General features: G+C 60.1%; 19 protein-coding genes and 1 other RNA gene. 18 read left to right on the top strand and 2 right to left on the bottom strand.

What is annotated here, in order from left to right:
- Positions 1–22: 22 nt before the first annotated feature.
- Positions 23–535 carry a DUF1269 domain-containing protein gene (locus EI185_RS00645; RefSeq protein WP_124703174.1) on the bottom strand — a complete coding sequence of 171 codons (513 nt, stop codon included), beginning with the start codon at positions 533–535 and terminating at the stop codon, positions 23–25.
- 154 nt (positions 536–689) lie between these two features.
- On the opposite strand from EI185_RS00645, the gene rnpB reads away from it, so the two are divergent.
- An RNA gene (rnpB, locus tag EI185_RS00640) (RNase P RNA component class A) lies at positions 690–983 on the top strand.
- 39 nt (positions 984–1022) lie between these two features.
- Here the strand turns inward: rnpB and EI185_RS00635 are convergent.
- Positions 1023–1427: a hypothetical protein gene (locus EI185_RS00635; protein WP_124703173.1), complete on the bottom strand. Its 405-nt coding sequence runs from the start codon at positions 1425–1427 to the stop codon at positions 1023–1025.
- Between the two features lie 252 nt (positions 1428–1679).
- Between EI185_RS00635 and greB the strand changes: the two genes are divergently transcribed.
- The 17 genes from greB (at position 1680) to ftsZ (ending at position 19962) form a co-directional block, all read left to right on the top strand.
- A complete protein-coding gene (gene greB, locus EI185_RS00630; RefSeq protein WP_124703172.1) occupies positions 1680–2261 on the top strand; it encodes a transcription elongation factor GreB in 582 nt (193 codons plus the stop codon).
- A gap of 256 nt (positions 2262–2517) precedes the next feature.
- The gene (mraZ, locus tag EI185_RS00625; RefSeq protein WP_124703171.1) at positions 2518–2964 is read left to right on the top strand and encodes a division/cell wall cluster transcriptional repressor MraZ; all 447 of its coding nucleotides are present in this window, start codon (positions 2518–2520) and stop codon (positions 2962–2964) included.
- Positions 2961–3899 carry a 16S rRNA (cytosine(1402)-N(4))-methyltransferase RsmH gene (gene rsmH / locus EI185_RS00620; protein ID WP_124703170.1) on the top strand — a complete coding sequence of 313 codons (939 nt, stop codon included), beginning with the start codon at positions 2961–2963 and terminating at the stop codon, positions 3897–3899. The genes mraZ and rsmH overlap by 4 nt, the downstream gene beginning before the upstream one ends.
- Positions 3896–4174 carry a cell division protein FtsL gene (ftsL, locus tag EI185_RS00615; RefSeq protein ID WP_124703169.1) on the top strand — a complete coding sequence of 93 codons (279 nt, stop codon included), beginning with the start codon at positions 3896–3898 and terminating at the stop codon, positions 4172–4174. Before rsmH ends, ftsL begins: the two co-directional genes overlap by 4 nt.
- Entirely contained in the window at positions 4171–5919 is a 1749-nt protein-coding gene (locus tag EI185_RS00610; RefSeq protein WP_124703168.1) for a peptidoglycan D,D-transpeptidase FtsI family protein, read from the top strand. The genes ftsL and EI185_RS00610 overlap by 4 nt, the downstream gene beginning before the upstream one ends.
- Positions 5919–7397: a UDP-N-acetylmuramoyl-L-alanyl-D-glutamate--2,6-diaminopimelate ligase gene (locus EI185_RS00605; protein WP_223247598.1), complete on the top strand. Its 1479-nt coding sequence runs from the start codon at positions 5919–5921 to the stop codon at positions 7395–7397. The genes EI185_RS00610 and EI185_RS00605 overlap by 1 nt, the downstream gene beginning before the upstream one ends.
- Positions 7394–8740, top strand: a complete 1347-nt coding sequence (locus EI185_RS00600) for a UDP-N-acetylmuramoyl-tripeptide--D-alanyl-D-alanine ligase (protein ID WP_124703167.1) — start codon at positions 7394–7396, stop codon at positions 8738–8740. The genes EI185_RS00605 and EI185_RS00600 overlap by 4 nt, the downstream gene beginning before the upstream one ends.
- Positions 8740–9825 (top strand): phospho-N-acetylmuramoyl-pentapeptide-transferase, encoded by a 1086-nt coding sequence (mraY, locus tag EI185_RS00595; protein ID WP_124703166.1) that lies wholly within the window; start codon positions 8740–8742, stop codon positions 9823–9825. The genes EI185_RS00600 and mraY overlap by 1 nt, the downstream gene beginning before the upstream one ends.
- Complete coding sequence (gene murD / locus EI185_RS00590; protein ID WP_189836218.1) at positions 9825–11171, top strand: UDP-N-acetylmuramoyl-L-alanine--D-glutamate ligase; 1347 nt, start codon at positions 9825–9827, stop codon at positions 11169–11171. Before mraY ends, murD begins: the two co-directional genes overlap by 1 nt.
- Positions 11168–12340: a putative lipid II flippase FtsW gene (gene ftsW / locus EI185_RS00585; protein ID WP_124703164.1), complete on the top strand. Its 1173-nt coding sequence runs from the start codon at positions 11168–11170 to the stop codon at positions 12338–12340. Before murD ends, ftsW begins: the two co-directional genes overlap by 4 nt.
- Complete coding sequence (gene murG, locus EI185_RS00580) at positions 12337–13431, top strand: undecaprenyldiphospho-muramoylpentapeptide beta-N-acetylglucosaminyltransferase (protein WP_124703163.1); 1095 nt, start codon at positions 12337–12339, stop codon at positions 13429–13431. Before ftsW ends, murG begins: the two co-directional genes overlap by 4 nt.
- On the top strand, positions 13428–14825 hold the full coding sequence (murC, locus tag EI185_RS00575; RefSeq protein WP_124703162.1) for a UDP-N-acetylmuramate--L-alanine ligase: 1398 nt from the start codon (positions 13428–13430) through the stop codon (positions 14823–14825). Before murG ends, murC begins: the two co-directional genes overlap by 4 nt.
- Complete coding sequence (gene murB, locus EI185_RS00570; protein WP_124703161.1) at positions 14815–15798, top strand: UDP-N-acetylmuramate dehydrogenase; 984 nt, start codon at positions 14815–14817, stop codon at positions 15796–15798. Before murC ends, murB begins: the two co-directional genes overlap by 11 nt.
- Positions 15799–15806: 8 nt before the next feature.
- Positions 15807–16718: a D-alanine--D-alanine ligase gene (locus tag EI185_RS00565; protein WP_124703160.1), complete on the top strand. Its 912-nt coding sequence runs from the start codon at positions 15807–15809 to the stop codon at positions 16716–16718.
- Positions 16708–17505, top strand: a complete 798-nt coding sequence (locus EI185_RS00560) for a cell division protein FtsQ/DivIB (protein ID WP_124703159.1) — start codon at positions 16708–16710, stop codon at positions 17503–17505. The genes EI185_RS00565 and EI185_RS00560 overlap by 11 nt, the downstream gene beginning before the upstream one ends.
- Positions 17502–18737, top strand: a complete 1236-nt coding sequence (ftsA, locus tag EI185_RS00555; protein ID WP_124703158.1) for a cell division protein FtsA — start codon at positions 17502–17504, stop codon at positions 18735–18737. Before EI185_RS00560 ends, ftsA begins: the two co-directional genes overlap by 4 nt.
- A 70-nt stretch (positions 18738–18807) precedes the next feature.
- On the top strand, positions 18808–19962 hold the full coding sequence (gene ftsZ, locus EI185_RS00550; protein ID WP_124703157.1) for a cell division protein FtsZ: 1155 nt from the start codon (positions 18808–18810) through the stop codon (positions 19960–19962).
- The last annotated feature ends 53 nt before the right edge of the window (positions 19963–20015 follow it).

Genomic DNA, 20015 nt, shown 5'->3' with positions numbered 1-20015 from the left:
TATGCGATTTTCCTTGGTTGAATCAGGGAAAAGCGGGGATGGTGGGCTCCATATTGCTGGTGCTGGCCTCGGGATGACGGCTTGCGATGAGCTTGCGAATATCATCTACACGTCCACTGGGAACGTCGACCATCATCAAAATGCGTCCCTGCTCAATTGCTTTTTCGTAAGTCTTGAGCCTGGAATTTGGAACGGAACTGGCAATCATGCTCGACACCCAGGCACCGAATGCGGCACCCGCCAGCGCGGTCACCAGGATGGTGACCAGCCTCAAATCGACACCTGCTGGAGGAAATAATATCCCCACGATGCCGGCCAGAATACCGGCAATGCCGCCTATGACCAGGCCGCTTTCCATGCCGTGAATGAGGTCGCTTTTTTGCAGGATAGAGGCTTCGTGCAAGCCGTCGAGCGGGATGCCGTCGCGGGCGAGGACGTGCATATGCCCCTCGTCAATTCGTGCCAGTAATAAATCATTGACCATCTGCTGGGCGCTGGCAGTATCCGGCACCGTGAAATAGAGTCTGCGTCTCATCGCACTCTCCTTGAATGAAAGAAATTGAACATCAGTAGCCCCGTAGCGGGGTGGGAGGACGCCGCAGGTGACGCGCCGTCATGATGTTTTTTCTAGGCAATAAATCTATTTATGTCAAGGATATAGACTGGGTTGATGATGATAGAATAGCGGGGAAGCTGGCCAGACAGTCGCCGCCCCGGGCAACCGGGGGGGAGGAAAGTCCGGGCTCCACAGAGCAGGATGCCGGTTAATGGCCGGCCGCCGTGAGGCGAGGAACAGGGCCACAGAGACGAGCCGGTTAAGTCTGGAGTGAAACGCGGTAACCTCCATCCGGAGCAAGGCCAAATAGGCAGGCGATGAAGCGGCTCGCTGAGTCTGCGGGTAGGCTGCTTGAGCTGTCGGGTAACCGACGGCCTAGAGGAATGACTGTCCACGACAAAACCCGGCTTATCGGCCAGCTTCACCTTGTTTTCATAGCTGGATATTGACGTGGTATTTCAGGCAATTATTCCTGTTCCTGCGATGTGCTAGCCCAATGCATGATCAGGCTCTTGGCGTGTTTTCCATCCAGCGTCACGTTGCGGGATTGCTTCACGCCATGGTGTTCTGCGTTTACAGTATATTTGCCCTTGGGAAGGCGTACATACAATAGGGGCCCGGCATCCGGCAGTTCAACTACCGCCTTGTGATGTCTATCCAGAATGGTCACCGGAATGTCAGCGAGGAACGCACCGTCCTTGCCTTCAGAAAATATGATGTGCAGCGGATATTCATTGGCGATGCTGTGCATCCTTGCCATTCCCTCGTCACCAATTCCGCCGTTGACGTAATTCGTTGAATCGTCCGCATAGGCTAATGGCAAAGCAAGGGCCAAAGCGACGGCCATTACGAAGGATTTTTGCAGTTTCATGATGTTTCCTTTCATAGATGAAAATTGATGGGGAACCAATCGGGCGGTCTCCATTGCTTGCGAGGTTTTCCATCGATTCTGGATGGAGATGAGTTTTGTCTGTGCAATGGGTACGCGCCTTAATGCCTACTTGCAATGAATTAGAATATTAAATCCGGGTAGGGTTCAGTATAGGACACAGGACGGGGTTCGCCGGGGCAGTCACTGCAGGCGCGTATTGGGTATTCAGAAGTTGAGCATAAACTATTTGCCATGAGTAAAGCATTTACCAAAGAATCCGACGCTGACGACGAGGAGCCGCTATCCGAGCCGCAGTTACCCGCGGGTGCGAAGAACTACATGACTCCGCGCGGCTACGCGTTGCTCAAGGCCGAATTCGACCATCTGCTCAAGGTGGAGCGTCCACAGATGGTTGAAACGGTGTCGTGGGCGGCGTCGAACGGTGACCGCTCGGAGAACGGCGACTACATCTACGGCAAAAAACGCCTGCGCGAGATCGACCGGCGCCTGCGCTATCTCACCAAGCGCCTGGATGATCCGATCGTGGTGGATCCTGCTACCCAGCAGGGTCTGGAGCAAGTGTTTTTCGGCGCTACAGTGACCGTGGGAGAAGAAGACGGTAGCGAGCATGCCTATCAAATCGTTGGCATGGATGAAGCCGACCCCGCCGCGGGTCGCATCAGCTGGGTTTCGCCGCTGGCGCGTGCGCTGGTCAAGGCGCGTGCCGGCGATGTCGTGCGTTTGCAAAGCCCTTCCGGGTTGCGCGAAATCGATGTGCTGGAAGTGCGTTATTTAATGGATTCCATACCGCCTGCTTTGGCAGGTAACGAATAACCCGGTTCGCGCTGGGCATCTGTTTTACTTTCTTTTCCGGCAACACTTGATATCAAGCCTTCAGATAGTTGGCTATGTACTTATTTTTGATTGTTAATTAGCATTCACTAATGTTGTGTAAGTGTTTGTAACGTCTTGAAAAAATCCCTTTTAGTTGCTTGACCCACTATTGCTTTTTATCTATAGTGGGGCGAAGTGGTGAATTGTGGAGGAAAGTGGGAAATTTCCTCCGGGCTAAGTAATCAAAAGGGGTCTCATGTTCCGCGGCGTCGCAACACTTAACCTGGATAGCAAAGGTCGGCTGGCTGTGCCGTCCAGGTATCGTGACGCGCTCATGGTGCATGGTGCCGGCCGCGTTGTAGTAACCGCCGACCCCAGTCAGTGCCTGCTTTTGTTCCCTCTGCCGGAGTGGGAACCCATCGAGAAAAAACTCAATAGTCTATCCAGTTTCAATCCCCAGACCCGCAGTTTGCAGCGATTGCTGGTCGGAAATGCCGCCGATCTGGAACTGGATAGTGCCGGGCGTGTTTTGCTGCCTGCCATGCTGCGCCAGTTTGCGGCGCTGGAAAAAAACGTGGTGCTGGTGGGGCAGGGCGTGAAATTCGAATTATGGAATGAAGAACGCTGGCAGGCGCAGATGGAGCAGGCGCTGGTATTCAAGGATGGAGCCATGCCGCCGGAGTTGGAGGGATTCTCGCTGTGAGCTCCGGCTTACGGCATGAGACGGTTCTACTTGAGGAGGCGGTTGCGGCACTGAACATCCAGCCTGACGGCGTGTATGTGGACGCAACTTTTGGCCGCGGCGGGCACAGTCGCAGCATATTGGCGCGATTGGGAACGGGCGGGCGGTTGATAGCGTTCGATAAAGACCCGGCAGCCATGGCAGTGGGCCAAGGCTGGAAAGATCCTCGTTTCGAGATTGTTCATAGCAGCTTCGCGCAGATGACAGAAACATTGCACGCGCGTGGCTTAACTCAGGTGAGTGGTGTGTTGATGGATTTGGGTGTGTCTTCACCGCAGCTGGACGAGGCTGAACGAGGTTTCAGCTTTCGTTTCGATGCGCCGCTCGATATGCGTATGGACACCACGCGCGGGCTGTCTGCCGCCGCCTGGCTGGCTGATGCCGATGAAGGGGAGATCAGGGGGGTCATCAAGGATTATGGCGAAGAGCGGTATGCTAAATCGATTGCAGGCGCGATTGTTGCGCAGAGAGCGGGCGCGCCGATTACAACCACCAAAAGGCTTGCGGATCTCGTGGCGGGAGTCGTACCCACGCGCGAGCCAGGGCAGAATCCGGCGACCCGCACCTTTCAGGCTATACGGATTTACATCAATCGGGAGCTTGAGGAGTTGTCGCTAGCATTGCCCCAGGCTGAACAGTTGCTCGCTCCCGGCGGGCGCCTGGCAGTGATCAGCTTTCACTCGCTGGAAGACCGCATCGTCAAGCGCTTCATGCGTGAAGCGTCAAGCCCGCCCCCGCTACCGCGCCGCTTGCCGGTCCGTGCTGCCGATATCCCTGCACCAAAAATGCGTCTGGTGGGGCGCGCAATTCGTCCGCTAGCTTCCGAAATTGCCGCAAATCCCCGCGCGCGCAGCGCTACCCTGCGCATTGTCGAACGATGTGGGGGTGATGCGTGAGCCGGATCAACCTGGTGCTATTGGCACTCGTCGTCATCTGTGCGCTGGGTGTGGTGAATAGCCAAAATCACGAGCGCCTGCTGTTCGTTGAGTTGCAGCAGGACCAGGCACGTCAGCGTCAGCTGGATGTGGAGTGGGGGCAATTGCAGCTGGAGCAAAGCACCTGGGCAATGCACGGACGTATTGAAAAGCTGGCCACGGAGCGCCTGCACATGCAGGTGCCATCCGCCGACAAGGTGCAGGTGGTGAATGACATGGGCGGTGCCGCGCAATGAGTCGAATTGCCGCCCGCCCGTCCAGCCATTTGCTGGAACTGCACTTGCAGCGCTGGCGTGGCCGCGTGGTGGCCGGGCTGCTATTACTGTGGTTGCTGATGCTGGTGGGGCGTGCCGTGTATTTGCAGGGGGTGCATCATGACTTCCTGCAACGCAAGGGCGACGCAGTGGTGAACCGCATCCTGGTGTTGCCCGCGCACCGGGGCATGATTACCGACCGTCGCGGCGAACCGCTGGCTATCAGTACGCCGATGGAGTCGCTGTGGGCCAACCCGGGTTCGGTCAGCGCCACCCAGGGGCAGGTCGTACATCTGGCCAAGCTATTGGGAATGCCTGTGAAAGACTTGCAAACCCGGCTGAATGAACAGGACCGTGAATTCGTTTATATCAAACGGCAGTTGCCGCCGGATCAGGCCGCGGCCGCGACCCAGCTGGGTATACCGGGGTTGTATCTGCGGCGCGAATACCGGCGCTACTATCCGTCTGCCGATGTCACCGCCCAGTTGCTGGGTTTTACCAACGTGGATGACGTGGGTCAGGAAGGTTTGGAACTGACCTATCAGAACTGGCTTGCCGGGGTACCTGGCAGCCGGCGTGTCGTCAAGGACAGGCGCGGCAATATCGTGGAGGATCTGGAAAGTATCCAGAGCCCGAAACCGGGGCGCGATCTGGCGTTGTCGATCGACATGAAGATTCAGTATCTGGCCTATCGGGAATTGCAGGCTGCCGTGCTCGCCAACAAAGCCAAGGATGGTGCGATTGTGGTGCTGGATGCCAAAACTGGCGAGATACTGGCAATGGCCAATCTGCCGTCCTACAACCCCAACAACCGCGAAGGCGTCAAGCTCTGGCAGATGCGCAATCATGCGGTCACCGACGAATATGAGCCGGGATCGACGATGAAACCGTTTACCGTGGCGGCAGCACTGGATGCCGGCACCATCAAGCCGGATACGGTGATAGATACCGGTGACGGTACTTATGAATTGGGTAATCGGCGCATCCACGATACCCACGCCAACGGCATGCTCACCATCTCGCAGATTATCGAGAAATCCAGCAACATCGGCGCGGCCAAGATTGCGCTGGAACTCAAGCCGGAATATTTCTGGGATGAATTACACAAGGCCGGTTTCGGTACCGCGCCGAAGATCGGATTTCCAGGGGCCGCCAGCGGCCGTTTGCGCCCGTATCAGAACTGGCGGCCCATCGAACAGGCCACCATGGCCTACGGCAATGGTATTGCTGTCAGCCTGTTGCAAATGGCGCGCGGTTATACCGTGTTCGCCAATGACGGCGTGATGAAAGCGGTTTCTTTGCTGAGACAGGATGTGCCGTCAGGTAATGGCGTGCAGGTATTCAGCCCTGCCGCTGCCCGTGCGGTGCGCGCCATGATGGAAACGGTGGTGTCGCCGGAAGGTACTGCACCGCGTGCCCAGGTGGCCGGCTACCGGGTGGCGGGCAAGACCGGCACTGCGCACAAGCCGGAAGACGGACGCTACTCCGCCCACAAATACATTGCCTCGTTTATCGGCATGGCGCCGGCGAGTAATCCGCGTCTGATTGTCGCAGTGATGATCGATGAGCCCGACGCCGGTCAGTATTACGGCGGCATCGTCGCGGCGCCGGTGTTCAGCAGCGTGATGAGCGGCGCGCTGCGCGTGCTCGACGTGCCGCCGGACAACCCCACCGGCAATGTGGTGCTGCCGCCGGCGGCAAGCCATGCGGAAGAGGAATCGATGTGATCGCCGCATCCGATGCCCAACAGCAGACTGCCGCCGGTATCCTGGCCGCGCTGGCACGCCAGGGCGCGCGTTTGACTGCGCTCACCGCCGACAGCCGTAAAGTCACGCCAGGTTGCGGCTTTGCTGCATACCCGGGTGATACGAGCGATGGCCGCAATTATCTGGATCAGGCGATTGCAGCCGGGGCGGCAGGTGTGCTGTGGGAGCAGCGTGACTATGCCTGGCCGCAGGAATGGTCGCAGTTGCCCAATGTGGCGGTGACCGGCCTGAAAGATCGCATTGGTGAAATTGCCGCAGCGGTATATGGCAATCCATCCGACAAATTGTGGGTGATCGGTGTGACCGGCACCAATGGCAAAACTTCATGTGCACACTGGCTGGCGCAAAGCCTGACCGGCAGCGGTCGGCGCAGCGCGGTGATCGGCACGCTGGGGAATGGCTTTCCCGATGCGCTGACGCCGTCAGTCAATACCACCCCCGATGCAATTGTGTTGCAACAGGCGCTGGCCGGATATGTCGAGCAGGGCGCAACTGCTGCGGTGATGGAGGTGTCTTCGCATGGACTGGCGCAAGGCCGGGTCAATGGCGTGCAATTCGACGTGGCCGTATTCACCAACCTGTCACGCGACCATCTTGACTACCACGGCGACATGGACGGCTACGCAGCGGCCAAGGCTGTGCTGTTTAAATGGCCCGGGCTGCGCTACGCGGTGCTCAATATGGATGATGAATTTGGCCGCGCCCTGGCCGGGCAGTTAAGCGGCAGCAAGGTTGAGGTGGTGAGTTACGGCATGTGTAGCAGCCGGGTGCGCGGCACCGCCCTCAAGCTAAGCGCCAGCGGGCAGGAAATGGATATCGAATCCGAATGGGGTAATGCACATCTGGTTTCATCTCTGCTGGGCGGTTTCAATGCCCACAATCTGCTTGCTACGCTGGCAACGCTGTTGGTCAGCGGTGTGTCGATGGCGGAAGCGGTGCGGCAACTGGCGACGGTCAAGCCCGTGGCAGGCCGCATGCAGGCATTGGGAGGCGACGGCAAACCTGTGGTCGTGGTGGACTATGCGCATACCCCCGATGCGCTGGAAAAAGTGCTTTGCACCCTGCGTGAAATAAATCCGCACGGAAAGCTGATCTGCGTATTCGGTTGCGGTGGCAAGCGCGACACGGGAAAGCGCCCGCTGATGGGCGCCATTGCTGCAGCTCTGGCAGACCATGTGATCGTCACTTCGGACAATCCTCGTAACGAAGACCCGCTGGCCATCATCGCGGACATCACCGCGGGCATGAGCGGCGACTATTGCATCGAAGCTGACCGGGGCGCGGCCATAGCGGCCGCAGTGCGGTCGGCAGGGGCCGGCGATGTGGTGCTGGTGGCGGGCAAGGGGCATGAAGATTATCAGGAGATACACGGCGTGAAGTACCCGTTCAGCGATGTTGACGTTGCCACTCAGGCACTGGAGGGGTGGACATGCACATGACCACGCTGGCTATGGCCGCCGCCGCCATCCATGCCGATATGCGCGGCACGGATGTGGAATTTGATCGCGTCGCCACCGACACCCGCACCATCCAGCCGGGCGATTTGTTTGTAGCGCTCAAAGGCGAGAATTTTGATGGGCATTACTTTGCCCAGCAGGCGCTGGATAACGGCGCGGCAGCGGTAATGATCGCCGCAGACAGCGGCTGCAGCGCGCAACCTGCACTGCTGGTCGACGATACGCGGCTGGCGCTGGGCCAGTTGGCGGCCTGGTGGCGTACGCAAATGCCCGCACGCCTGGTGGCCATTACCGGAAGCAACGGTAAAACCACCGTCAAGGAAATGCTCGCGTCGATCCTGAGCGCTGCGAGTTCCAGCGCGGCGGTCCTGTCTACCCAGGGCAATTTCAATAACGACATCGGCATGCCGCTTACGTTGCTGCGCCTGCGCCCGCAGCATGTGTACGGGGTGATCGAGATGGGCATGAACCACAGCGGCGAAATTGACTACCTGACCCGGCTGGCCAGACCCGATGTGGCGCTGGTCAACAACGCGGGTGCTGCGCATGTGGGCATGCTGGGCTCGGTAGAAAACGTGGCGCGCGCCAAAGGCGAAATCTTTGCGGGGCTGGAAGAAAGCGGCACAGCGATTATCAATGCCGATGACGCCAACGCCGGACTATGGCGCGCCCTGGCAGGCAAGCATCAGATAATGGATTTTGGCCTGGAGCACGGCGCAGTCCGTGGCGGCTACCGGGCCAGCGCGCGCGGCAGCGAAGTGACAGCGGCCACGCCGATCGGGCCACTGCAATTCAATCTGCGCGTGGCGGGGGAGCATAACGTACGCAATGCCCTGGCTGCTACCGCTGCCGCACTGGCGTTGGGAGTGGGCGCCAGCGCAATCGTTGATGGACTGGGCAGATTTGAGGGAGTCGCCGGACGTTTGCAATTCAAGCTCGCGCTGCATGGCGCCACGCTGATTGACGATACCTACAACGCCAACCCGGATTCGGTAAACGCTGCACTGGCAGTGCTGGCGGCCATACCCGGCAAGAAGATTGTGGTGCTGGGCGACATGGGTGAGCTGGGTGAGGATGCGGCCGCCATGCATGCGGATATCGGCCGTGCTGCGCGTGCGGCAAACGTTAACAGGCTGCTTGCGCTGGGCGAAATGAGTGCGGCCGCCGTGACGACATTCGGCGCAGGCGCGATGCATTTCGAGCGCATCGAAGAGTTGCTGGCGGAACTGGAAAACCGGCTGGATGCCGGAGTGACTGTATTGGTAAAAGGATCCCGTTTCATGCAGATGGAACGGGTGGTGAAGAGTTTCGAGGTAAAACACTAATGCTGCTCTGGTTTGCTCAATATCTGGCGCAGGATGTGCGTGCGTTCAATGTATTCAACTACATCACGCTGCGGGCAGTGCTGGCCACGCTGACTTCGCTCACCATCTCGTTTGTGGTCGGACCTGCCGTGATCCGCAAGCTGACTTCGATGAAAATCGGCCAGGCAGTACGCGACGACGGTCCGCAAAGCCATCTGATCAAGGCGGGCACACCGACCATGGGCGGCGCGCTGATCCTGGTGTCCATTACCATTTCCACCTTGCTGTGGGCGGATTTGTCCAACCATTATGTCTGGGTGGTGCTGTTCACTACACTCGGGTTTGGCGCAGTGGGCTGGGTGGATGATTACCGGAAAGTCGTGCATCGCAATCCCAAGGGCCTGTCGGCCAAGGCCAAGTATTTCTGGCAGTCGTTGATCGGGCTGGCTGCGGCGCTATTTATTGCCTACTCCACCCATCTGCCCGCGCAGACCGAGCTGATCGTGCCGTTCTTCAAACATATCGGCATTCCGCTGGGCGCAGTGGGATTTGTCATCCTCACCTATTTCGTCATCGTCGGCTCCAGCAATGCGGTCAACCTGACCGATGGCCTCGACGGGCTGGCGATCATGCCCACGGTGATGGTGGCCTCGGCACTGGGCATTTTCGCCTACGTGGCCGGCAACGCGGTGTTTTCCAAATATCTTGGCGTGCCGCACATTCCCGGCGCGGGCGAACTGGTGGTGTTTTGCACCGCCATGGCGGGGGCGGGGCTGGCTTTCCTGTGGTTCAACGCCTACCCGGCTGAAGTGTTCATGGGCGACGTCGGCGCGCTGGCGCTGGGCGCCGCACTGGGGGTGGTCGCCGTGATCGTGCGTCAGGAGATAGTGCTGTTCATCATGGGCGGCGTGTTCGTGGTGGAAACCCTGTCGGTGGTGATCCAGGTGGCGTCGTTCAAGCTTACCGGCAAGCGCGTGTTCCGCATGGCGCCGTTGCATCACCACTATGAATTGAAGGGCTGGAAGGAGACGCAAGTCGTCGTCCGTTTCTGGATCATCACCATGATGCTGGTGCTGATCGGCTTGTCTACGTTGAAGCTGCGTTGATGAATTTGTACGGACAAAATATTCTGGTGCTCGGGCTGGGCGATACCGGCCTGTCTGCGGCGCGCTGGCTGGCGCGGCGCGGCGCCACCGTGCGTGTGGCAGACAGCCGCGACGCACCGCCCAATCTGGCGCGTCTGCATGAATTGCTGCCTGATGTGGCGGTGTCCACCGGCCCGTTTCGCAGCGCGGATTTTGACTGGGCCGAACGCATCGTGGTGAGCCCCGGTGTCGCCGTGTCCGAGCCGCTGATCCAGCAGGCCATGCTGCGCGGCGTGGCCGTGGAGGGCGATGTCGAGCTGTTCGCCCAGGCTGTTCCCGCTACAGCTACAGTCATCGCCATCACCGGTTCCAACGGCAAAAGCACCGTCACCAGCATGGTCGGGGCGATGTGCGCGGCGGCAGGCAAAAAAACCATCATGGCCGGAAATATTGGCCTGCCGGTGCTGGATGCGCTGGACGACCATCCGGAGACGGATATTTTTGTGCTGGAATTGTCCAGTTTTCAGCTGGAAACCACGGCCAGTCTCAATGCCGCTTCCTCTACCGTGCTGAATATCAGCGAAGACCATCTCGATCGTTATGCCGATCTCGACGCCTATGTCGCCGCCAAGGCACGAATTTTTAGCGGCGACGGCGTACAGGTATTGAACCGCGATGACGCACGCAGCCTGGGCATGGCATTGCCGTGGCGCACGGTGTTGACCTTTGGCCTGGGTGCTCCAGCGATGCTCAACGAATTCGGCGTCAAGGACGGCTGGATGTGGGAGGGCAAGTTTCGATTGATGCCACTGGCGCAACTGCCGCTGACCGGTCTGCATAATGTCTCGAATGCGCTGGCCGCGTTTGCGCTATGTCGTGCAGCAGGTTTGCAGATTGAGCCACTGGTCGAGGCCTTGCGCCAATTCCGTGGTCTGCCGCACCGGGTTGAGTGGGTAGCGGCGATCAATGGCATTGAATTCTATGACGATTCCAAAGGCACCAATGTGGGCGCTACCGAGGCTGCCCTGAAAGGGATGGATAAAAAGGTGATTCTGATCGCCGGTGGCGACGGCAAGGGGCAGGATTTCAGTCCGCTCAGGGATGCCGTGGCGCAGCATGCGCGTGCCGTGGTGCAGATTGGACGCGACGGTGCATTGATAGCCGCTGCGCTCACCGGCGCCGGCGTGCCCGTGCTGCGCGCCGAAAGCATGCAGGACGCAGTGCAAGCCGCATTTGCAGCCGCTCTGCCAGGCGATGCCGTGCTGCTCTCGCCCGCCTGCGCCAGTTTCGACATGTTCAACAATTATGCCCATCGCGCCCAGGTGTTCATTGACGCAGTGCATGCCCTGCCAGGAGCATCCGCATGAGTACCGCTACCGCAGCCGCCATACCGCGCCGCAGCGCGGCACCGGAATACGATTTTGTGCTGATGTGGATCACGCTGATCCTGCTCGCCTTCGGTCTGGTGATGGTGTATTCGGCTTCCATAGACATCGCCGAGGCGAGCCGCCGCACCGGCCACAATTCGGCCTACTTCCTGATTCGTCAGGCGATGTTCATCGGCCTCGGTATCGCGGCAGGCTTTGCCGCATTTCAGGTGCCGATGCGCGAGTGGCAGCGCGCCGCGCCGTGGCTGTTCATTGGCGGTCTGGGGTTGCTGGCGATCGTGCTGATTCCGGGCGTCGGGCGCAATGTCAACGGTAGCCAGCGCTGGCTGCCGCTGGGTCTTCTCAATCTGCAGCCGTCCGAGCTGATGAAGCTGGTAGCGGTGCTGTATGCCGCCGATTACACGGTGCGCAAGGCCGCCTTCATGCACAGCTTCAAGCAAGGTTTCATGCCGATGCTGATCGTCATGCTGCTGACCGGTTTCCTGTTGCTGCGCGAGCCGGACTTCGGCGCGTTCGTGGTGATCATTGCCATCGCCATGTCGGCACTGTTCCTCGGCGGCCTGAATCTGCGCATTTTCGCCGGACTGATCGTGCTGCTGATCGTCGGGTTCGTGGCGCTGATCTGGAGTTCGCCGTATCGCCTGCAGCGCATTGTCGGCTTCATGGATCCGTGGGCGGATCCGTTCGGCAAGGGCTACCAGTTGTCGCATGCGCTGATCGCGTTCGGGCGCGGCCAGTGGTTTGGCCTGGGGCTGGGCGGCAGCGTGGAAAAATTATTCTACCTGCCGGAGGCGCATACCGATTTTCTGCTCGCGGTGATTGCCGAGGAGCTCGGTTTCGTCGGCGTGCTCGCGGTGATTCTGCTGTTTGGCTGGCTGGTGCTGCGCGCGTTCCAGATCGGGCGCCAAGCGGCGGTGCTGGAACGCCATTTCTGCGCGCTGACGGCGATGGGCGTGGGCGTATGGCTGGGCGTGCAGGCGTGCATCAACATGGGCGTGAACATGGGGCTGCTGCCCACCAAGGGGCTGACCCTGCCGCTACTGTCATTCGGCGGCAGCGGGATCGTCGCCAACTGTATCGCCATCGCGCTGCTGCTGCGTGTGGATCATGAAACGCGCTGCCTGATGCGCGGAAAGAAGGGCTCATGAGCACCGCACGCACGCTCATGGTCATGGCCGGCGGCACGGGCGGGCATATCTATCCGGGTCTTGCCGCCGCCGCTGCGCTGCGCAATCACGGCTGGAACATTGTCTGGCTGGGCACCCGCCACGGCATGGAGTCACGCCTGGTGCCGGAGCATGGCTACACCATGGCATGGCTGTCGCTGGGCGGTGTGCGCGGCAATGGCGTGCTGCGCAAATTGCTGTTGCCGGTGACGCTGCTGGTCGCGTTTGCACAGGCGCTCGGCGCGTTGCTGCGGCACCGTCCCGATGTGGTGCTGGGCATGGGCGGCTACCCGAGTTTTCCGGGCGGCATGATGAGCGTGCTGCTGGGCAAGCCGCTGGTGATCCATGAACAGAATTCGGTGGGGGGGCTGGCCAACCGTGTGCTGGCGTGCGTGGCCGACCGCGTGCTGACTGGCTTCCCGGATGTATTCAGGAGCGGGCGCGACAAGCCGTTGCCCTGCGGCAAGGTGGCAAGCACCTGGGTGGGCAATCCGGTGCGTGCGAGCATTGCTGCACTGCCGGCGCCGCAAACGCGCACGGCGCCGCAACTGCACTTGCTGGTGGTGGGGGGCAGTCTCGGCGCTGCGGCATTGAATGACATCGTGCCGCGCGCGCTGGCGCTGATTCCCGCAGCCGAGCGCCCCGCAGTCATCCACCAGTCCGGCACCCGCCACGCAGACAGCCTGCGCGCCAATTACGCAGCAGCAGGAGTGATTGCCGAGGTGCGCGACTACATCGCCGACATGGCCGAAGTGTATGCCTGGTGCGATATTGCGGTTACCCGTGCGGGTGCGCTGACCATAGCCGAACTGGCAGCGGCGGGCGTGCCGGCCGTACTGGTGCCCTATCCTCACGCGGTGGATGACCACCAGACCGGCAATGCGAAATTTTTGAGCGCAGCCGGCGCAGCGTTGCTCATGCCGCAATCCGAACTGACCCCCGACAGGCTGGCGGCGGTGTTGCGCAGCCTGGACCGGGAAAAGCTGCTGGTCATGGCGCAGCATGCGCGCGCCCTGGCGAAGCCGGATGCCACCGAAACCGTAGCGCGGGTATGCATGGAGCTGGCGTCATGAAGCACAAAGTCAAACAACTGCATTTTGTCGGCATCGGCGGCGCGGGCATGAGCGGCATCGCAGAAGTGCTGGTCAACCTGGGCTTTGTCGTCACCGGTTCAGACATGGCCGAGAACGCGGCGACGCGACATCTGGCAAAGCTGGGCGTCAAGGTATTTAGCGGCCATGCCGCAACACAAATCGCAGGTGCCAATGCCGTGGTGGTTTCCACCGCGGTGAAAGACGACAACCCGGAAGTCATGGCGGCGCGCGAAAAACACATACCGGTAGTGCCACGCGCAATCATGCTGGCGGAATTGATGCGTCTGCGCCAAGGCATCGGTGTGGCCGGTACCCATGGCAAGACCACAACCACTTCGCTGATCGCCAGCATTCTCGCAGAGGCCGGGATGGATCCGACTTTCGTCATTGGCGGCCGCCTGGAAGCGGCAGGGGCCAATGCACGTCTGGGCAAGGGCGAATTCATCGTGGCCGAAGCAGATGAATCCGATGCGTCCTTTCTCCACCTCACTCCGGTGCTGGCGGTGGTGACCAATATCGACGCCGATCATATGGAAACCTACGGTCACGATTTCGGTCGCCTGAAGCAGGCGTTCGTGGATTTTGTGCAGCACATTCCTTTTTACGGCATGGCGGTGCTGTGCAGTGACGACGCCAACGTGCGCGAGATCATGCCGCGCATTACCAAACCGATTACCACTTATGGATTGAATGACGGTGCCGATATTCGTGCCGTGGATATCACCCACAGCGGCGGTCAGATGCGTTTCGGCGTCATCAATGGCGGCGGTCGCCGTGTGATGGAAGTCACCCTCAACTTGCCCGGCCTGCATAACGTACTCAATGCATTGGCGGCGATTGCAGTCGGCCTCGAAGTCGGCGCGGCAGAAGGCGCCATCGTCAAGGCCCTGGCTGAATTCAGCGGCGTGGGCCGGCGCTTTCAGCGCTACGGTGAAATTGAAATTGCCACTGGCGGCAGTTTCACGCTGATCGACGACTACGGTCACCACCCGGTGGAAATGGCCGCCACGCTGGCGGCGGCGCGTGCTGCATTTCCAGGGCGACGTCTGGTACTGGCATTCCAGCCGCATCGTTATACCCGTACCCGTGATGTATTCGAGGATTTCGTCAAAGTGCTATCCGGTGTGGATGTGCTGTTGCTGGCCGAAGTGTATGCCGCAGGCGAAGCACCGATTGTGGCGGCAGACGGACGTGCGTTGGCGCGCGCGGTGCGCGTGGCGGGCAAGACCGAACCGGTGTTTGTCGAGCACATCAATGAAATGCCGCGCGCGGTGCTGGATACGGTGCAGGACGGCGACGTGGTGTTATGCATGGGGGCCGGTTCCATCGGCCAGATACCGGCCCAGATTGTGGAGGCGGCCAATGCGACGTAGCGAAGAACTCGGTCATGCCGCCTCGGGCGGAGCGATCAGCAGCCTGCCCGCCGCACGTGGCGAGACGCGACTGCACGAACCGATGGCCAGACATGTGAGCTGGCGCGCCGGAGGCAGTGCCGAGCGCGTGTATATTCCCGCCGACATCGGCGATCTGGCCGAATATCTGCGTGGACTGCCTGCCGACTTGCCGGTGGTGTTCGCCGGACTGGGCAGCAATCTTCTGGTGCGCGATGGCGGCGTGCAGGGCGTGGTGGTGCTGTTGCATGGCGCATTGAAGCGCATTGCGCTGGAGTCGCGCCTGAAAGGCACAAGCTGGGAAAACGAGCCGGTTGAGGGATACGGCGTGGTGTATGCCGAGGCTGGCGTGGCGGCACCCAAACTGGCACGTTTTGCCGCCAGCCATGACCTGGTCGGTGCCGAATTCATGGCCGGCATTCCCGGCACCGTGGGCGGCGCACTGGCAATGAACGCGGGCTGTTATGGTGCCGAAACCTGGGATGTGGCGGCGCAGGTGCTGACACTCGATCGTCAGGGGCATCTCACCGAGCGCAGCGCAGCCGAATACACCTTGGGTTACCGCCATGTGGCATTGCACAGCGGCGCAGAAGAATGGTTCGTCGGCGGCTGGTTCCGCCTGGCGCGCGGCGACGGCGCCGTATCGCGGCAGCGTATCAAGGATTTGTTGAACCGGCGCATTGCCAGCCAGCCGCTGAATCTACCCAATGCAGGGTCGGTATTCCGCAATCCGCCGGGCGATTTCGCCGCGCGCCTGATTGAGTCATGCGGCCTGAAAGGGATGCGTATTGGCGGCGCCCAGGTATCGGAAAAACACGCCAACTTCATCGTCAATACCGGTGGAGCAACGGCAGCCAATATCGAGGATCTGATTGACGAAGTGGAATACCTGGTGGGCAAGCATACCGGGGTGAGGCTGATACGCGAAGTACGCATCATCGGGACAAGATTGTGAGCGAAGTAATGAAAGCATTTGGAAAAGTCGGGGTGCTGCTGGGCGGACGTTCGGCCGAGCGCGAAGTGTCGCTGAAAAGCGGTGCCGCGGTGTTGGCCGCACTGTTGCGCCAGGGGGTGGATGCGCATGCGTTTGATCCGGCCGAACGTGATTTGCCGGAACTGGCGCGCGAACATTTTGACCGCGTCATCATTGCGCTGCATGGTCGTTATGGCGAGGACGGCACGATCCAGGGCGCGCTGGAATTGCTGGGCATTCCTTACACCGGCAGCGGCGTGATGGCGTCGGCATTGGCGCTGGACAAATGGCGTACCAAGCTGCTGTGGCAGGCCGCCGGCGTGCCCACGCCGGAGTATGCGTTGCTCGATGCCGAAACGGATTTTGAGGCGGTCGTGCAGCAGTTGGGATTGCCGATTTTCGTCAAACCGGCGCGCGAGGGTTCCAGTATCGGCATGAGCAGGGTGACTGCGGCAGCCGACCTGAAACCCGCCTGGGAAAAGGCGGCAAAGTTTGACGCGCTGGTACTGGCGGAGCGTTTCATTGCCGGGGGCGAATATACCTGCGCGATTCTCGGCGACAGCGTATTGCCGATGATCCGCCTGGTGCCGAAAAAGGATTTCTACGATTTTGAAGCCAAATATTTGCGCGACGACACCGAGTACCGTGTGCCTTGCGGATTGCCCGCAGCCGAGGAACAGGCGATCCAGGCGCTGGCGCTCAAGGCTTTCAAAGTGCTGGGGTGCAGCGGCTGGGCGCGTCTGGACGTGATGCTGGATGCAGCAGGCAAGCCGTATTTCCTGGAGGCCAATACTTCCCCCGGCATGACCGATCACAGCCTGGTGCCGATGGCGGCGCGCGCGGCAGGAATGGATTTTGACACGCTGGTGCTGAAAATTCTGGAGTTGGCCCGTGTGGGATGACGAAGCCGCGCTGGCGCGCCTGACCCGCTGGAGCCTGTGGGCAACCGCGCTCATCGTGCTGTGGGCGCTGCTGGTGCTGGCGTCGCGCTTGCCCTGGTTTGATCTGCGCCAGATCAAGGTGAATGGTGCCCAGCATGTGACGCGCGAGCAGGTGAATCTGGTGGTGTACCAGCACTTGCGCGGCAATTTTTTCTCGGTTGATCTGGATTCAGCCCGTGCCGCATTCACCAAACTGCCGTGGGTGCGCAGCGCCAGTGTGCGCCGGCACTGGCCGGATGCGCTGGAAGTGACGCTGGAGGAACACAAACCCCTGGCGCGCTGGGGTGATGAAGGCTTGCTGAACACTTATGGCGAAGTATTCCAGGCGGCGACCGGACAAACCTTGCCGCTGTTGTCGGGGCCGCCCGGCAGTGCGGAGGAAGTGGCACAACGCTATGCCGATTTCAGCCGCATTCTGCTGCCCTTGCACCGCCGGCCGGTCGAAGTGGAACTGAGCGCACGCCGGGCCTGGAGTATCCGTCTGGATGACGGCATGAACATCGCATTGGGACGTGAGCACATGGACCAGCGTCTGGGCAGTTTCGTGGAACTGTATCCGCGCACGCTGGCCAACGTGGCGACACCGGTAACTTATGTGGATTTGCGTTACCCCAACGGGTTTGCGGTGCGTGTACCGGTCGCTGCCGTCAAACATGCTGGATTGCACGAAGCTTCCAGTCAACCTCAATTACGCCGAGATTTATTACATAGCGCCCGCTTGGTCTCTGGGCAAGGAAAGCAAGGATGAGCAGATACAAAGATACACGCGAACTGATCGTGGGACTCGATATTGGGACCTCGAAGATTCTTGCAATCGTTGCCGAAGTCACACCGGAAGGCGGATTGGAAGTGATCGGCATGGGCAGCCATCCGTCGCGCGGCCTGAAAAAAGGGGTGGTGGTGAATATCGAATCCACCGTCAGCGCAATTCAGCGCGCACTGGAGGAAGCCGAGTTGATGGCGGATTGCAAGATCCGCGAGGTTTACACCGGCATTGCCGGCAGCCACATAAAAAGTTTCAACTCGCACGGTATGGTGCCGATCAAAGACAAGGAAGTCAGCCAGCTCGATGTGGACCGGGTAATTGAAACGGCGCGCGCGGTGAATATTCCCACCGACCAGCAAATCCTGCACATCCTGCCGCAGGAATATCTGGTGGACGGCCAGGAGGATGTGCGCGAACCGCTTGGCATGAGCGGCGTGCGTCTGGAAGTGAAAGTGCACATCGTGACCGGTGCGGTGTCCGCCGCACAGAACATCATCAAGTGCGTGCGCCGCTGCGGCCTGGAAGTGCGCGACCTGGTACTTCAGCCACTCGCCTCGGCACTGGCGGTACTGACCGAGGATGAAAAAGATCTGGGCGTAGCGCTGGTGGACATCGGCGGCGGTACCACCGATATCGCGGTGTTTACCCAGGGGGCGATTCGCCATACCGCAGTCATACCGATAGCCGGCGACCAGATTACCAACGACATTGCACTGGCGCTGCGCACTCCCCTGAAGGACGCAGAAGACATCAAGATCGCTCACGGTTGCGCGCTGCGTCAATTGGCCGGGGCGCACGACATGGTTGAAGTGCCCGGAGTGGGCGAACGCGGACCGCGCCAGCTATCGCGCCAGACCCTGGCCGAGGTGATCGAGCCGCGCGTACTGGAACTCTATGAACTGGTGCAGGCCGAGTTGCGGCGCAGCGGATTCGAGGAGCTGATGCGTTCCGGCATTGTCATTACCGGAGGCTCTGCGGCAATGCAGGGCATGGTGGATTTGGGCGAAGAGGTGTTTCACATGCCGGTGCGGCTGGGCTTGCCGCAATACACCGGCGGTTTGTCGGAGATGATGCGCAACGCACGCTATGCAACGGGCGTGGGCTTGCTGCTGGCAGGTATGGATCAACAAGATCGGCATCAGCCGATGAAGTTCTCGGGGAGTTCGGTAAAGCAAATTTTGGAGCGTATGAGGGGCTGGTTCAAGAATTTTTGAGGGATAGCAGTAGCGGGTTGAGCAGTAAGGGGTTCGGGTAAATTTTGATTTGTTGATAAAGGAGATGGCAATGTTTGAAATCGTGGATACACAAGCGCAGGATGCAGTTATCAAAGTGATAGGTGTGGGTGGTTGCGGCGGTAATGCGGTCGACCACATGATCGATTTTGGTGTGCAGGGTGTGGAGTTCATCAGCATCAATACCGATGCGCAGGCGCTGCAGCGCAACAAGGCCAAAATCCAGCTGCAACTGGGGACGGGCGTGACGCGCGGACTGGGCGCAGGCGCCAATCCGGAAATCGGTCGCGAAGCTGCGCTGGAAGACCGCGAGCGTATCGCCGAACTGATCGAAGGCGCGGACATGCTGTTCATCACTGCCGGCATGGGCGGCGGTACCGGCACGGGTGCTGCACCGGTGGTTGCCGAAGTAGCCAAGGAAATGGGTATTCTGACTGTAGCGGTAGTGACCAAGCCATTCATGTTCGAAGGCAAGCGCGTACGCCTGGCAAATGCCGGCATCGAGGCACTGTCACGTCATGTGGATTCGCTCATCATCATCCCCAACGAGAAGCTGATGCAGGTGCTGGGTGAGGATGTCTCCATGCTGGATGCATTCACGGCGGCCAATAATGTGTTGCATGGCGCGGTGGCGGGTATTGCCGAAGTGATTAATTGCCCTGGCCTGGTCAACGTCGACTTTGCCGACGTGAAAACCGTGATGTCGGAAATGGGCATGGCGATGATGGGTTCCGCAGTGGCCAGTGGCGCCGAGCGTGCGCGCCAGGCAGCGCAGCAAGCCGTGGCGAGTCCGCTGCTCGAAGACATCAACCTGGCTGGAGCGCGTGGCGTGCTGGTGAATATTACCGCCAGCGCCCACCTGAAGATGCGCGAAATCCATGAGGTGATGAATACCATCAAGAGCTTTACGGCAGAAGAAGCGACCGTGATCGTCGGCGCGGTGGTGGATGAAAATATGGGTGAAGAACTTCGGGTGACCATGGTGGCGACAGGTCTGGGCAGCCCGGTGGCGCGCAGCCAGCCGAAACCGGTAATTGTTAAAACCGGTACGGATCACTACGCTGCTTCAGCGGTGGAATATCAAAACACGGAAGCCGAACCCGCCGTATTCCGCAACAACCGTCGTGAAGCACAAGTCGAGGCAATGCGGCAGTCAGGGATGGAGTTGCTGGATATTCCGGCATTCCTGCGCAAACAGGCCGACTGAATCCCGGCTGGCGTAATCAGCCAGTCAGGATTTCCGAATCCGCGCTATAATGC

Origin of the sequence: Sulfuriferula multivorans (genome assembly GCF_003851125.1) — a bacterium.
In the GTDB taxonomy this organism is placed as follows: Bacteria; Pseudomonadota; Gammaproteobacteria; order Burkholderiales; family Sulfuriferulaceae; genus Sulfuriferula; species Sulfuriferula multivorans.
This window is presented reverse-complemented; position numbering and strand designations above follow the sequence as displayed.

Bases quoted from the DNA above. Each gene is read 5' to 3' on its own strand.
- EI185_RS00645 (WP_124703174.1), bottom strand. From the start codon at position 535: ATGAGACGCAGACTCTATTTCACGGTGCCGGATACTGCCAGCGCCCAG.
- EI185_RS00635 (WP_124703173.1), bottom strand. From the start codon at position 1,427: ATGAAACTGCAAAAATCCTTCGTAATGGCCGTCGCTTTGGCCCTTGCT.
- greB (WP_124703172.1), top strand. From the start codon at position 1,680: ATGAGTAAAGCATTTACCAAAGAATCCGACGCTGACGACGAGGAGCCG.
- mraZ (WP_124703171.1), top strand. From the start codon at position 2,518: ATGTTCCGCGGCGTCGCAACACTTAACCTGGATAGCAAAGGTCGGCTG.
- EI185_RS00610 (WP_124703168.1), top strand. From the start codon at position 4,171: ATGAGTCGAATTGCCGCCCGCCCGTCCAGCCATTTGCTGGAACTGCAC.
- EI185_RS00600 (WP_124703167.1), top strand. From the start codon at position 7,394: ATGACCACGCTGGCTATGGCCGCCGCCGCCATCCATGCCGATATGCGC.
- mraY (WP_124703166.1), top strand. From the start codon at position 8,740: ATGCTGCTCTGGTTTGCTCAATATCTGGCGCAGGATGTGCGTGCGTTC.
- murD (WP_189836218.1), top strand. From the start codon at position 9,825: ATGAATTTGTACGGACAAAATATTCTGGTGCTCGGGCTGGGCGATACC.
- ftsW (WP_124703164.1), top strand. From the start codon at position 11,168: ATGAGTACCGCTACCGCAGCCGCCATACCGCGCCGCAGCGCGGCACCG.
- murG (WP_124703163.1), top strand. From the start codon at position 12,337: ATGAGCACCGCACGCACGCTCATGGTCATGGCCGGCGGCACGGGCGGG.
- murC (WP_124703162.1), top strand. From the start codon at position 13,428: ATGAAGCACAAAGTCAAACAACTGCATTTTGTCGGCATCGGCGGCGCG.
- murB (WP_124703161.1), top strand. From the start codon at position 14,815: ATGCGACGTAGCGAAGAACTCGGTCATGCCGCCTCGGGCGGAGCGATC.
- EI185_RS00565 (WP_124703160.1), top strand. From the start codon at position 15,807: ATGAAAGCATTTGGAAAAGTCGGGGTGCTGCTGGGCGGACGTTCGGCC.
- ftsA (WP_124703158.1), top strand. From the start codon at position 17,502: ATGAGCAGATACAAAGATACACGCGAACTGATCGTGGGACTCGATATT.
- ftsZ (WP_124703157.1), top strand. From the start codon at position 18,808: ATGTTTGAAATCGTGGATACACAAGCGCAGGATGCAGTTATCAAAGTG.